The following is a 13,214-nucleotide window of genomic DNA, read 5'->3' as shown; positions in this document are numbered from 1 at the left end:
CCCCCGCCCGGGGGGCGTCAGCTCCAGCGCGGGTCAGCGGTGAACGAGACGGTGAACCAGCGCCGCTCGGGCGGGATGCTGAGCCCCGCGGCGATCGCCGCGCGGATCTCGTCGAGCTCGACCATGCCGCGCCCGGCGGCGAAGTCCGGCCGGGTGACCACATGGATCTCGATGAAGTGGCCGCGCCCCACCTTGGCGACGTGGCTGTTGTAGTCCAGGAGCCCCTCGCGTCGCATCACCGGCGCCATGGCGGCGTGCACCTCGCGGTCGATGTCGCGCGGCGCGATCAGGAACACCTCCTTCATCGCCCGGCGCACGATGCCGAGCGGCACCGGCAGGAAGCCCAGGGTGAGCAGCGCCAGCAGCAGCGAATCGACGTAGGGCGTGAGGTGGGCATAGGCGGTGCGCTCGAGGAGCAGCGCGATCACGAAGGCCACCAGCAGGGCGCCGGTGATCAACGCCGCCATCAGCCAGCCGTGCATGTCGATGCGCACGAACTCCGAGCCCACCCGGCGGTTGAGCCGCCGCTGGTGCAGCGTCATCGCCGTGCAGATCACGGTGACCACCGCGGCGTAGACGATGGCCGTGCCGAAGGCCAGGTCGTGGCCGCCGGCCATCAGCCCCTGCACGGCGTTCAGGAAGGCGTAGAAGCAGAGCAGCAGCAGGATGGCGCCGTTGAGCGCCGCGACCAGCGGCTCCAGGTGCCAGTAGCCGTGCTGGAAGCGCTGGCTGACCTCCCGGGCGATCAGTCGCGTCACGGCGAGCGCCAGTGCCGACATGGCCGCGTCGATGGTCGAGAAGACGCCGTCGAAGAGGATCGAGCGCGAGCCGGCGAGCAGCCCCAGGGCCACCCCGAGGCTCGCGACGATCAGGGTCATCGCGATGGAGAGCGTGAGGGCGCGCTGTTCGAGGGCGGCGGGCATGGCATCGTCCTTGATGGGCAAAACCCCGAGTCTAGCCGAGCCCCGCCGTCCTGGGGAGCCGGCGGGACCGCCCCTGGCCACGGGCGCCGTCAACGGCAATACTGGCGCCTCATTCACCCGTCGCTCGGCTCGACACCCGAGCCCACGCCCCGACAAGGACAGCCCGCCATGGACCCCGGCCTTCGCCTCGCCCGCATCGCACCTTCCTCGCCCCATGTCGCCACCCTGGCTGGCTGGGCCCACGCCGAGTGGGGACACCTGCATCCCGGCCGCGGCCTGGCGGCCGCCGTCGAGGCCTTCCGCGACGAGTGCGGACCGGCCGGCGTGCCCTCGGTGTTCGCCGCCCTGGCCGGCGAGCGTCCGGTCGGCATGGCGAGTCTGGTGGTCGACGACATGAGCGACCGTCCCGAGCTCACGCCCTGGCTGGCCTCGGTCTACGTGCTGCCCGAGAGGCGGGGCAGGGGACTCGCCTCCACGCTGGTGCGCCGGGTGGAGGAGGAGGCCCGGGCCCACGGTATCGCGCGCTGCTTCCTCTACACCCCTGACCAGCAGGCGCTCTATCGGCGGCTTGGGTGGCGGGAGCGCGAGGCCCGCGACTACGGCGGCGAGGCGGTGACCATCATGCAGCGCGACCTCGGGGCCTCGGCCTGACCCGGGCGGTGACGCCTGCCTGCCGGTGGGCACCACGGGGGACGCGGGCGTCATGCGGTACGAGTCTGGGCATACCTCCTGGCTTTGCTGATATGAGAATCGTTACTTAGGCTGATTAAGCGCTTCGACTGAGACGGCCCCTCACACGGCCCTCGAGTCGACGCCTGAAAGCCGGTCGCCACCGGGCGCCGGCACTGCAACGAGGATGGCACCATGGAACCCTTTATCGGCCAGATTCAGCTGTTTCCCTACACCTTCGCCCCGAGAGGCTGGGCCTTCTGCGAGGGCCAGGAGCTGCAGATCGAGCAGAATACGGCGCTGTTCTCCCTGATCGGCGCTACCTATGGAGGCGACGGCAGGACGACCTTCGCGTTGCCCGACCTGAAGACCAAGAACCTGGATGGCAACCTGCACTACTGCATCGCCCTGCAGGGGATCTACCCCTCCCGGGACTGAATACGTTGAGGCGCTGACGGCCTTCCCTCGGGAGGTCTCGCAGGCCCCGAGCCGAACCGGCGGCTCGGGGCCTCCTTCGTTCCGGACTGGGCTATGGTCATATCAGGGAAGTCGCCCGCTTGGCTCCGATATCGCCGCCGTGGCAGGGCGTGTCTCTCATTGTCGGCTGGGGGTCCGAGGTACCGATGCTGCCCGTCACGGATCGTTCTCGCCAGTTAGCGTATCTCGGCCTCCTGCCGATGTTCGTCGGCTGCCTGCTCGTTCCCGGCCAAAGCCTCTCCGACGACCCGACGCTCCAGAGCCTCAGCCTGCGCGCGCGAGTGTCCGAAAAGACCCTGCTTGGCGACGACGCGCCGGAGAATTTCGAGGAGTATGACCTCTCGGCCAACCTCGCCCTGCCCTGGGAGCACTATTCCGCGTCGGGATGGGGGATGGGCACCCGCCTGATGGCGAGTGCCGGCCTCCTGCGGGGAGCCGGAGAAGAGGCGCTCGTCGTGTCGCTCATCCCCGAAGTCACGCTGGGAAGCGATGACGGGCGCTTTCTCCTGGATCTGGGCGCGGGAGCTGCCCTGTTCAGTCGGCATCGCTTCGGCTCGCAGGATTATGGCGGGCCGTTCCAGTTCGCCCTGACCGCAGGGCTCGGCATTCCGCTCTACCAGCAGCTGGGGGTCGGCTATCGGTTTCTTCACTACTCCGATGCCGCCGTGAATGGGTCTGACACGACCGGGGCGGACTTCCACATGATCGAGTTTCGCTATCGATTCGAATAGCGGGGTGGCCGCCCCACTCCCGGAAAGGGGGCGTCTCGAGCGGAACCGAGACGAGCCGCCCGTGGCGAGGCGGTCGCCAGCGGGCCGCATCGACCCTGCACCAAGGAGCAAAGAGCATGAAGACCCCCGCCGTGGCCCTGGGCCTGCTGCTGGCCCTCTCCGTCCCCGCGCAGGGGGCGGAGCCCACGATCATGACGCTGTCCCTGCCGGCGGGCCAGACCGTCGTCGTCGCCGAGGGTGCTCGCGAGGCACGCTCGCTGGGCAGCGTCAGCGTGCGCGTCTACGCGGCCGCCCCGCCCGAGGAGGCCACGACCTTCTTCCTCTCAGGGCTGATTCGCCCCCGCGACGGCGTGCTCGAGGCGCCGCGCCTGGCCGATCTCGATGGCGATCAGCGGCCCGAGATCATCGTCGTCGCGCGCTCCGTGGGCACGGGCGGCTACCTGTCGGCACGGGCCTTCGCGCTGGTCGGGGAGCGACTGGTGGAGCGGGGGGCCGTGGCCGGGCTAGCCCCGAAGGCCGATCCCGTCGCCACCCTGCGCCGTGCCCTCGCCAAGGGGGAGTGACGCCGGGCGGGGCCTCACCCGAGCGACGGATTTTCGCCCGGGGTCGAGACGAGGGGCGGCTAAAGCTGGATAATGGCGGGTTGCGCTTACGCCCCTGACTCTAACCCCGGTGTTTCGTCCATGGAAATCAAGGTCAACTATCTCGACAACCTCCGCCTGGAGGCCAAGTTCGACGACTTCACGGTCATCTCCGACCAGCCCATCCGCTACAAGGGCGACGGCTCGGCACCGGGGCCCTTCGACTACTTCCTGGCCTCCTCGGCGATGTGCGCGGCCTACTTCGTCAAGGTCTACTGCAACGCCCGGGACATCCCCACCGAGAACATCCGGCTGTCGCAGAACAACATCGTCGACCCGGAGAACCGCTACCAGCAGATCTTCAAGATCCAGGTGGAGCTGCCCGAGGACATCTCCGAGAAGGATCGCCAGGGCATCCTGCGCTCTATCGACCGCTGCACGGTCAAGAAGGTGGTGCAGACCGGCCCCGAGTTCCAGATCGAGGTGGTGGAGAACATCGACGAGGACGCCCAGGCGCTGCTGATGGGCAAGGCCACCGGCGAGGCGAACGGCGAGGGCACCTGGATCGAGGGCAAGGACCTGCCTCTGGAGCAGACCATCGCCAACCTCTCGGGCCTGCTCGCCGATCTCGGCATGAAGATCGAGATCGCCTCCTGGCGCAACATCGTGCCCCACGTCTGGTCGCTACACATCCGCGACGCCGCCTCGCCGATGTGCTTCACCAACGGCAAGGGCGCCACCAAGGAGAGTGCGCTCTGCTCTGCGTTAGGGGAGTTCATCGAGCGGCTGAGCTGCAACTTCTTCTACAACGACCAGTTCTTCGGCGAGGAGATCGCGGCCAGCCGCTTCGTCCACTATCCCAACGAGGAGTGGTTCCAGCCGGGACCCGACGACGCCTTGCCGGCCGGCATCCTCGACGAGTACACCCGGGACATCTACGACCCGGAGGGCGAGCTTCGCGGCTCGAACCTGATCGACACCAACTCCGGCCGGACCGATCGCGGCATCGTCTCGCTGCCCTTCGTGCGCCAGTCCGACGGCGAGACGGTCTACTTCCCCTCGAACCTGATCGAGAACCTCTACCTGAGCAACGGCATGAGCGCCGGCAACACGCTCGTCGAGGCCCAGGTGCAGTGCCTCTCGGAGATCTTCGAGCGCGCGGTGAAGAAGCAGATCATCGAGGAGGAGATCACCCTGCCGGACGTGCCCATGGCGGTACTGCAGCGCTACCCCGACATCCTCGAGGGCGTCGAGGCACTGGAGGCCCAGGGCTTCCCGGTGCTGGTCAAGGACGCCTCGCTCGGCGGCCAGTTCCCGGTGATGTGCGTGGCGCTGATGAACCCCAAGACCGGCGGCGTCTTCGCCTCCTTCGGCGCCCACCCGAGCTTCCACGTGGCGCTGGAGCGCAGCCTCACCGAGCTCCTGCAGGGGCGCAGCTTCGAGGGCCTGAACGACTTCCTGCCGCCGACCTTCAACTCACTGGCGGTGGCGGAGCCCAACAACTTCGTCGAGCACTTCATCGACTCCTCCGGCGTGGTCTCCTGGCGCTTCTTCAGTGCGAAGGCCGACGTCGAGTTCGTCGAGTGGGACTTCTCGGGCAGCAACGTCGAGGAGGCCGCCGGCCTGTTCGGCATCCTCGAGGAGCTGGGGCTGGAGGCCTACCAGGCCGTGCACGAGGACCTGGGGGCGCCGGTGTGCCGCATCCTGGTGCCGGGCTACTCCGAGGTCTACCCGGTCGAGGACCTGGTCTGGGACAACACCAACAAGGCGCTGCTGTTCCGCGAGGACATCCTCAACCTCCACGCCCTCGACGACGAGCAGCTGGCCGCGCTGCTGGAGCGCCTGGAGGAGAGCCAGATCGATGACCACGAGGACATCATCACCCTGATCGGCATCGAGTTCGACGAGAACACCGTCTGGGGCCAGCTGACCATCCTCGAGCTCAAGCTGCTGATCAACCTGGCGCTCGGCCAGCACGAGGAGGCACTGGAACGGGTCGAGATGTTCCAGCAGTTCAACGACAACACCGTCGAGCGCGGGCTCTTCTACCAGGCCATGCACGCGGTGCTGGAGATCACCCTCGACGACGAGCTCGAGCTCGACGACTACCTCTACAATTTCCGCCGCATGTTCGGCGAGGCGACCATGGACGCCGTGGTCGGCTCGGTGGACGGCAGCGTGCGCTTCCACGGCCTGACGCCGACCAGCATGGCGCTGGAGGGCCTCGAGAAGCACCAGCGGCTGATCGAGAGCTACAAGAAGCTGCACGCCGCCCGGGCACGCAGGCACGGTGTGGCGTGACGCCGGCGGGCGAGGGCGCCCGCCGGGGCCTTCGCTCAAGCCTGCGTCTGGCCCTTGCAGGGCTGATCGGCACCGGGCTCGCCGGCGATGCCGCCGTCACGGCGTGGTGCGCGACGCCCTGAACCTCGGCTACCCTTGCCGGTGGCATGAGGCGGAGGCCCTGCGGCTCGCCTCCCGATCATGCTGGTCGAACGATCCCGCCCTGTCGGGGCCCCGCGCGAGGTGAAAAGACCCATGACGGACTCGGCTGCTCCCCGCTTCTGGCGCGATGCGCGCCTGCCCCACCTGGAGCTTCGCCAGATCGAGGATGGTCACCGCGTCTGCTACGCGCCGCACAGCCACGAGCAGTGGTCGCTGGGGGCGATCACCGCCGGCGAGAGCACCTTCCACTACCGCGAGGCGCGCCATCACGTGCGCGAGGGGCAGCTCGTGCTGATGAACCCCGGCTGGGTGCACGCCTGCAACCCCATCGATGACAGGCCCTGGGCCTACCGCATGCTCTACGTGGAGACCGCGTGGCTGACCCGGATTCGACAGGCGGCAGGGCTGATCGACACGCCCCGCTGGCAGGACATCCCCACCGCGGTGATCGCTGCGCCCGAGTGGTACGCCGGCTATTGCCGGATGACCGACCGGCTGCTCGACCCGCACGTGCCTGTCTCGGAGAAGCAGGCGGGCGCGGAGGCGTACCTCGCGGCGCTGATGCACCACCTGGCGGGCCAGCCGGCGGCGGCCCCCGCGATCCCCTCGGCCACGCTGGTCGAGCTCGCCGCCTTCCTCGACGCGCACGCCGCCCAGGAGGTCTCCCTGGCAGAGCTCTGCGCGCGTTCCGGCTACAGCGCCGGCCACCTCATCCGCGCCTTCAAGCGCCACTTCGGCCTCACCCCCCGCGCCTATCTGATCAACCGGCGGGTACAGCTCGGTCAGCAGGCGCTGAAACAGGGTGCGCCCATCGCCGAGGCGGCGCTGCACGCCGGCTTCAGCGACCAGCCGCACTTCCAGCGCACCTTCAAGCGGCTGGTGGCCGCCACCCCGAACCAGTACCGCCGCCCGCTAGCCAAATAGCAGGTAGAGACAGCTGGCCGCGAGCAGCAGCGCCAGGCTGCGATTGACCGCCACCAGCACGCCGGGGCGCTGCACGTGGCGGCGCAGGAAGGCGCCCGCGACGACCCAGCCGGAGAGCGACAGCCAGCAGATGGGCAGGTAGAGCGCGGCGAAGAGGGTGAGCAGCCCGACATCCCCCGCGGTATAGGCGCCGATCCCCGAGGCCGAGGCGAGCCACGCCTTGGGGTTGAGCCACTGCATCAGCACCCCGGTGCGAAAGCCTGGCGCCGGCCTGGCCTCGTGATCGGGTAGGCGCCCATCGTCGCGAAACAGCCGCACGCTCAAGTAAAGCAGGAAGGCCACCCCGGCCCAGCGCAGCGCGGTCTCAAGCCCTGGCAGCGCCGTCAGCAGCGAGGTGAGGCCGAGGCCCACGGCGATGAACAGCGCGATGAACCCGAGGCTCGCGCCGGTCACGAAGACCAGCCCCCGGGCCAGGGGGTAGCGGGTGCCGCTGCTCAGGCACACCAGGTTCACCGGGCCGGGCGAGATCGAGGCGGCGAGGGCGAAGGCCGACATCGGCCACAGCAGGGACAGGCTCATGGGCATCCTCCAGGGGTGATGAGCGCCGAGTCTGCGCCGCCGGCCGCCCGGCGTATTGAAGGAAATTGCCCTGCGGGCTCGCCCCTGTCTTTGGCCCCTGTCGTTTCCTCCCTCTTTTTTGCCCTTATGTCAGCTCCCGCAGCGGGCGGGCCAACAGTTCCGAGACCACGGCCGGCATGAACTCCCGGGGCAGGGTGATGGCGTAGAAGTTCTCGAAGACGTTGGGCAGCCGCTCGAAGGAAGTGAGCCGGCCCTGGCGCAGCTCGTCCTTCACCACCACCTCCGGCAGCACGCTCAGCGCCCCGCTGTCCCGGGCCAGCAGTCGCAGCATGGCCATGTCGTCGGCCTCGGCGAGGATCTCCGGCCGGTACTGGTGCAGGCTGCAGTGGCCGTCGAAGGCGCGGCGCAGCTCGTGGTGCTCGCCGGGCAGCACCCAGCGCAGCCCCTCGTAGCCCTCGGGGAAGGGCGTGCAGGGGTTGGCGTCGGGCGGGCCGATGATGGAGAGCGGCTGGCGGGCCAGCAGCTGGCTCTGCCAGGCGGCCTGGGGCGAGCCCGAGGGCGGCAGCTGGGTGTTGGCCAGCACCAGGTCGAACTCGTGGCGGGCCAGGCCGTCGAGCAGGTCGGCCATGCCCCGGGCATAGAGGCTGAAGCGCACCTTGGGCCCCTCGCCCTGCAGCAGCGGGGCGATGAAGCCCTCGATGAAGTTGCGCGACATGCTGGAGAGGGTGCCGATGCGGATGTGCTGGTACTCGGGCTCGATGCCGTGGTTGATCAGCGACTCCAGCTCCTCCCCCTTGGTGAAGATCACCTCGGCATAGTTGAAGACCTGCCGGCCCGCCTCGGTCAGCACCAGGGTGCGGTTGCGCCGCTCGAACAGCGGCTTGCCCATCCGCTCCTCCAGCTTGCGGATCTGCGCCGAGAGCGCGCTCTGGGAGAGGTGCAGCGACTCGGCCACCCGCGTCAGCTTGCCCTCGGCCGCCACGCGCCAGAAGTAGTAGAGGTGGTGATAGTTCAGTCGGCTCATGTCGTTCTCTTTTATAGAACGGAAATTCAATTTATATATATTTTAATTAAAGCATGGCCCGCCCGATACTGCCCGCACCTGAACAAGCGGAGTCATGTCATGAAGTGGATCGAGACGCTGTCCCCCTGGCTGCTGGCCCTGGTGCCCATCCTGCTGGCGCTGGGGGCCGCGGGGAGCGCCCGCCAGCCCCGCGAGCGCGCCTGGCGCACGGCCCAGGTCACCACGCTCGGCGGCCTCGGCGTCTCGGCGCTGCTGCTGGCGCTCGGTGCGGCAGGGTGGCTGCCGGCGGGCGAGGGCGGCTGGCAGACCGCGCCGCTGCAGCTGATCATGCTGCTGCTCGCCAACTTCATCGCCTTCGTGGTGGTGCGCTACAGCGCCACCTACCTGCAGGGCGAGCCTCGCCAGACGCGCTTCGTCGCGCTCGTCCAGGCGGTGTTCGCGGCGGTCAGCGTGGCGGTGCTGAGCGATCACCTGGCGCTCTTCCTGCTCGCCTGGTTCGCCATCAGCCTGGCCATGCACCAGCTGCTGATGTTCTATCCCGACCGGCCCCGCGCCGCCCTGGCGGCCCACAAGAAGTTCCTCTTCGCCCGCGCCGCCGAGCTCTGCGCCCTGACCGCCTTCGTGCTGCTCTACCTGCACCACGACAGCGCGCGGATCAGCGTCATCGTCGGCGCCTATAGTGACATTCAGGCCTCGGATGACGTCGCCCTGTCCTTCACCGAACAGGCGGCGGCCTGCCTGCTCGCCCTGGCGGCGCTGATCAAGTGTGCCCAGCTGCCGCTGCACGGCTGGCTGATCCAGGTGGTCGAGGCGCCCACGCCGGTCTCGGCGACGCTGCACGGCGGGGTGATCAACCTTGGCGGGTATCTGCTGCTGCTCTTCTCGCCGCTGCTGCTGCAGTCGGCGCCCGCCCAGGCGCTGGTGCTCGTCGTGGCCGGTCTCGGCAGCGTGCTGTCGGCGCTGGTCATGATGACCCGCATCAGCATCAAGGTGCGCCTGGCCTGGTCGACCAGCGCGCAGATGGGGCTGATGCTGGTCGAGATCGCCCTGGGGCTGGTGGAGCTGGCGCTGCTGCACCTGCTCGCCCACTCCTGCTACAAGGCCTACGCCTTCCTCGGCTCCGGCGAGGCGGTCGAGCAGGACCTGCTGCGCCGCCGCGCCCCCGGCCGCAGCCCCTCGTGGGGTCAGTGGCTCTCGGCGGGCCTGCTCAGTACCGCGCTGGTGGTGGGGCTCGTCATGCTTACGCGCGGCGTCACCGAGGCCCCGGCCCTCGCGGCGATCAGCCCCTGGGTGCTGCTGACGCTGGCCCTCACCGTGCTGCTGGCCGAGCGCGGGGGTGAGCGCACGAGGGGCGGCCTCGTCGGCTTTCTCGGCCTGGCCGCGCTGGTGGTGCTCGCCTATGTCGGCCTCAAGTCGCTGTTCGCCGCGCTGCTGCCCGCGACCGGGCACACGGTCTCGCCCTGGGCGGACCTGTGGGTGAGCGCGCTCTTCCTGCTGCTCTTCGCGGGCTACTGGCTCAAGCGCCACGGCCTGCACTACCCCGCGTCGCAGACGCTCAACCGCTACTGCTACGCCGGCTTCTACCTCGACGAGTGGGTCACCCGTAACACCCTGAAGCTCTGGCCCCACGAGCTGCCCGGGCGCATCAAGGCCAAGCAGCTCCACACCGCCTTCCGCGGGAGTTCCCTATGACGCATCTCGACAACACCCAGGCCGCCTGGACGGCCAACGCCCCCGAGCAGGCGCACACGCCGCTGACCGAGGCCCAGCAAACGGCGCTGGACCGGGCCTGCGCGCGCATCGCTCCGAGCTGGCCGCTGGATCGCCTGATCGCGGTGAGCCCGTACTGGACCCAGCGCGGGGAGGACGCCGCCACGGTGGCGGCGCGGCTCTCGGCGCTCGGCAACGTCCACTGCCTGATGCCGCCGAGCCACTACCTGGGCGCTTGGCAGCGCGGCGAGATCACCGAACGCCACCTCGCCGCGGCGGCGGAGCGGCTCGACTACCCGGGCGGCTACAAGAACCTGCTGGTGGTCGTCGACGAGCTCGCCCGGCTGCCCCACTGGCACAACGTCAGCGACCTGATCGACGCCCGCCGCGACCGCCAGCACAAGATGGCCTGGCGCGACGAGATCACCCAGCAGATCAGCCAGTTCTGCGCCGCCTACTACCAGGAGGACGGGCCGCTCAACGCCCAGCGCCTGAACGCCCCGAGCGGCAAGCGGCTCTACCAGCACTGGCGGGAGATCACCCTCAAGGATCGCGGCATCGCCATCCTGATGGGCGAGCGGCGGCTGCGGCGCTACTTCGCGACCCTGCCGGAGACCGAGGCCGGCCTCTTCGAGGCGGCCATCGCCGAACTGGAAGTCGAGGCCGACCGGCTCGAGCACTACGCCCAGGCGCTGCTGCTCGACATCAACGGCTGGGCCGCGTGGGTCGCCTACCTGGAGTGGCAGCGGGCGCTGGGCACCCCCGAAGGCGAGGTCGAAGGCGAGCGCGAGGCGCCAGCGTCAGACATGCGCAGCCTGCTGGCGATCCGCCTGGCCTGGGAGCTGGTGCTGTGGCGCTACGTCCGCGCCGAGCAGCCCGACCAGGCCGAGCGCCTGACCCGGCTGTGGCACGCCGAGCTCGTGGAGCTGCCGGAGCGGGTCGAGCGCCACCTGCACGCCCAGCAGCCCCTCTGGGTGTGGCAGCTCGCCAGCGAGCTCGCCTATCAGGATCCGCTGCAGCGGGCCCTGGGCGAGGCGGCGCGCGCGCCGGCCCCGGCGAGCGAGGCGGTGCGGCTGCAGGCGGTGTTCTGCATCGACGTGCGCTCCGAGCCGCTGCGTCGAGCGCTGGAGCGCCAGAGCCCGGCGATCCAGACCCTGGGCTTCGCCGGCTTCTTCGGCCTGCCCCTGGAGCACCGGCAGGACGGCGCCGCGCTTTCCCAGCCGCACCTGCCGGGCCTGCTGGCGCCCCGGGTGACGCTCAAGAGCGGCACGGGCGAGGGCGAGGCCCGCTCGGCGAAGCGGCTCAACTGGCAGGCCCGCCTGCAGGAGTGGAGCCGTACGGCGAGCGCGAGCTTCACCGCCGTGGAGGCGGGCGGTCTGCTCTATGCCGGCAAGCTGCTGCGCCGCTCGCTGGCGCCGAAGGCCGGGCGCGTGCCCCTTGCCATGGACGAGTTGAGCTGGCACTGGCGCGACAGCGGCGAGGCGCTGAGCCTCGCCGACAAGGTCGCGCTCGCCCGCACCGTGCTCGGCGCCATGGGGCTCACCGAGCGCCTCGCGCCCCGGGTGCTGCTGGTGGGCCACGGCAGCCACAGCAGCAACAACCCCCACGCCGCGGGGCTCGAGTGCGGCGCCTGCGGCGGCCAGTCCGGCGAGGTCTCGGTGCGCGCCCTGGCGCGGCTGCTCAACGACCCCGCGCTGCGCGAGGCGCTGGCCGAGCAGGGCCTCGTCATTCCCGAGCAGACCCGCTTCGTGCCGGCGCTGCACCACACCATCACCGACCGCATCGAGCTGCCGGAGGGCGCGGAGGATGCCTTCGCCTTGAGCGAGGAGGAGCGCGCCTGGCTCGCCGGGGCCGGCGACCAGGCCCGGCGCGAGCGCGCCCCGCGGCTCGGCCTCGCGGCCAACGAGCCCGAGCTCGAGAAGGTGCTCGAGCGCCGCGGCGCCGACTGGTCCCAGACCCGCCCGGAGTGGGGGCTGGCCAACAACGCCAGCTTCATCGCCGCGCCGCGTCGGCTCACCGCGCCCCTCGATCTCGCCGGGCGCAGCTTCCTGCACGACTACGACTGGCGCACTGATCCCGACGCCTCGCGCCTCGAGCTGATCATGACCGCGCCGATGGTCGTCGCCCACTGGATCAACATGCAGTACAACGCCTCCGTCACCGACAACCGCAAGTTCGGCAGCGGCAACAAGGTGCTGCACAACGTGGTCGGCGGGCATATCGGGGTCTTCGAGGGCAACGGCGGCGACCTGCGCATAGGCCTGCCGATGCAGTCGCTTCACGACGGCGAGCGCTGGCGCCACGAGCCCCTGCGCCTGAGCGCCTACCTGGCGGCGCCCACGGCGGCGATCGACGCGATCATCGCCCGCCACGAGGTGCTGCAGTCCCTGGTGGGCAACGGCTGGCTGCACCTCTTTGCCCTGGACGACGAGACCGGCGAGATCCTCGCGCGCCGGGAGGGTCGCTGGGTCGCGCCCTAGCGCTCACCCCATCACGCGAGCACAATGAGTCGCCCCCGCGCCGATCCTTCGGCCGGGGGCTTTTTTCTGTGGGGCTGAGGGGCGTGCTGCCCCTCGACGCGCCGCTGCGTCATCCCCCATCAAGCGTTCAACCAGGGAGTGGCAGGGTGAAAGTCATCGACACCGAACGACTGACGATTCGGCATTTCGAGCACCGGGACGCCGACTTTATCGTCCGGCTCTTGAACGACCCTTCGTTCATTCGCCACATCGCCGACAAGGGGGTTCGCACCCGCGAGGAGGCCGTTCGCTATCTCGAACACGGCCCGATGGCGAGCTATCGGGCCCATGGCTTCGGCCTGAACCTGGTGCAGCTGAAAGGGGAGGGCACGCCGATCGGCATGTGCGGCCTGGTGAAGCGGGACGAGCTGGCGGGCCCCGATCTCGGCTATGCGTTCCTGCCCGCGTTCTGCGGTCGCGGCTACGCCTTCGAGGCCGCGGCCGCCGTGCTCGATCAGGGCATGGCAGCGCACGCGCTCGAGGCGGTGCTGGCGGTGACACTGCCGGACAACTCGCGCTCCCACCGATTGCTGAACCGGCTGGGCTTCAGTGCGACGGGGACGGTGGAGCGCTATGGGGCACGCAACACCTTCTTTGAGTATCGCCACTAGCGCCGGCGTCACCGGAACGGGGGC

General features: G+C 69.7%; 12 protein-coding genes. 9 read left to right on the top strand and 3 right to left on the bottom strand.

What is annotated here, in order from left to right; translation table 11 throughout:
- Window positions 1-17 precede the first annotated feature (17 nt).
- Window positions 18-923, bottom strand: coding sequence for a cation diffusion facilitator family transporter (locus tag C9F13_RS13040; RefSeq protein WP_108446694.1), 906 nt, complete (start codon window positions 921-923; stop codon window positions 18-20).
- 168 nt (window positions 924-1,091) lie between these two features.
- Here C9F13_RS13040 and C9F13_RS13035 point away from each other — a divergent pair, with 168 nt between their 5' ends.
- The 6 genes from C9F13_RS13035 to C9F13_RS13010 all read left to right on the top strand — a co-directional run bounded on the left by C9F13_RS13035 (window position 1,092) and on the right by C9F13_RS13010 (window position 6,747).
- Complete coding sequence (locus tag C9F13_RS13035; RefSeq protein ID WP_108446693.1) at window positions 1,092-1,574, top strand: GNAT family N-acetyltransferase; 483 nt, start codon at window positions 1,092-1,094, stop codon at window positions 1,572-1,574.
- Between the two features lie 213 nt (window positions 1,575-1,787).
- Window positions 1,788-2,030, top strand: a complete 243-nt coding sequence (locus C9F13_RS13030) for a phage tail protein (RefSeq protein WP_108446692.1) — start codon at window positions 1,788-1,790, stop codon at window positions 2,028-2,030.
- 185 nt (window positions 2,031-2,215) lie between these two features.
- The gene (locus C9F13_RS13025; RefSeq protein ID WP_108446691.1) at window positions 2,216-2,800 is read left to right on the top strand and encodes an acyloxyacyl hydrolase; all 585 of its coding nucleotides are present in this window, start codon (window positions 2,216-2,218) and stop codon (window positions 2,798-2,800) included.
- Window positions 2,801-2,916: 116 nt separating this feature from the next.
- On the top strand, window positions 2,917-3,363 hold the full coding sequence (locus tag C9F13_RS13020; RefSeq protein ID WP_108446690.1) for a PliI family lysozyme inhibitor of I-type lysozyme: 447 nt from the start codon (window positions 2,917-2,919) through the stop codon (window positions 3,361-3,363).
- 120 nt (window positions 3,364-3,483) lie between these two features.
- Complete coding sequence (locus tag C9F13_RS13015; protein WP_108446689.1) at window positions 3,484-5,682, top strand: OsmC domain/YcaO domain-containing protein; 2,199 nt, start codon at window positions 3,484-3,486, stop codon at window positions 5,680-5,682.
- 234 nt (window positions 5,683-5,916) lie between these two features.
- Window positions 5,917-6,747 carry an AraC family transcriptional regulator gene (locus C9F13_RS13010; protein ID WP_108446688.1) on the top strand — a complete coding sequence of 277 codons (831 nt, stop codon included), beginning with the start codon at window positions 5,917-5,919 and terminating at the stop codon, window positions 6,745-6,747.
- Here C9F13_RS13010 and C9F13_RS13005 read toward each other — a convergent pair.
- Together C9F13_RS13005 and C9F13_RS13000 are read right to left on the bottom strand one after the other, a co-directional pair.
- Window positions 6,736-7,326: a LysE family translocator gene (locus C9F13_RS13005; protein ID WP_211310966.1), complete on the bottom strand. Its 591-nt coding sequence runs from the start codon at window positions 7,324-7,326 to the stop codon at window positions 6,736-6,738. The two genes, C9F13_RS13010 and C9F13_RS13005, sit on opposite strands and share 12 nt — an antisense overlap.
- A gap of 124 nt (window positions 7,327-7,450) precedes the next feature.
- Window positions 7,451-8,350 (bottom strand): LysR family transcriptional regulator, encoded by a 900-nt coding sequence (locus C9F13_RS13000; protein ID WP_108446687.1) that lies wholly within the window; start codon window positions 8,348-8,350, stop codon window positions 7,451-7,453.
- Window positions 8,351-8,449: 99 nt separating this feature from the next.
- Between C9F13_RS13000 and C9F13_RS12995 the strand changes: the two genes are divergently transcribed.
- The 3 genes from C9F13_RS12995 (at window position 8,450) to C9F13_RS12985 (ending at window position 13,190) form a co-directional block, all read left to right on the top strand.
- Complete coding sequence (locus C9F13_RS12995; RefSeq protein ID WP_108446686.1) at window positions 8,450-10,042, top strand: NADH-quinone oxidoreductase subunit L; 1,593 nt, start codon at window positions 8,450-8,452, stop codon at window positions 10,040-10,042.
- Window positions 10,039-12,540 carry a YbcC family protein gene (locus tag C9F13_RS12990; protein ID WP_108446685.1) on the top strand — a complete coding sequence of 834 codons (2,502 nt, stop codon included), beginning with the start codon at window positions 10,039-10,041 and terminating at the stop codon, window positions 12,538-12,540. Before C9F13_RS12995 ends, C9F13_RS12990 begins: the two co-directional genes overlap by 4 nt.
- A 146-nt stretch (window positions 12,541-12,686) precedes the next feature.
- Window positions 12,687-13,190 carry a GNAT family N-acetyltransferase gene (locus C9F13_RS12985; protein WP_108446684.1) on the top strand — a complete coding sequence of 168 codons (504 nt, stop codon included), beginning with the start codon at window positions 12,687-12,689 and terminating at the stop codon, window positions 13,188-13,190.
- The last annotated feature ends 24 nt before the right edge of the window (window positions 13,191-13,214 follow it).

It is taken from the genome of Halomonas denitrificans (genome assembly GCF_003056305.1).
GTDB classification, from domain to species: domain Bacteria; phylum Pseudomonadota; class Gammaproteobacteria; order Pseudomonadales; family Halomonadaceae; genus Halomonas; species Halomonas denitrificans.
The sequence above is the reverse complement of the archived record's forward strand: the minus strand, read 5'-3'. Positions and strand labels throughout refer to the sequence as shown.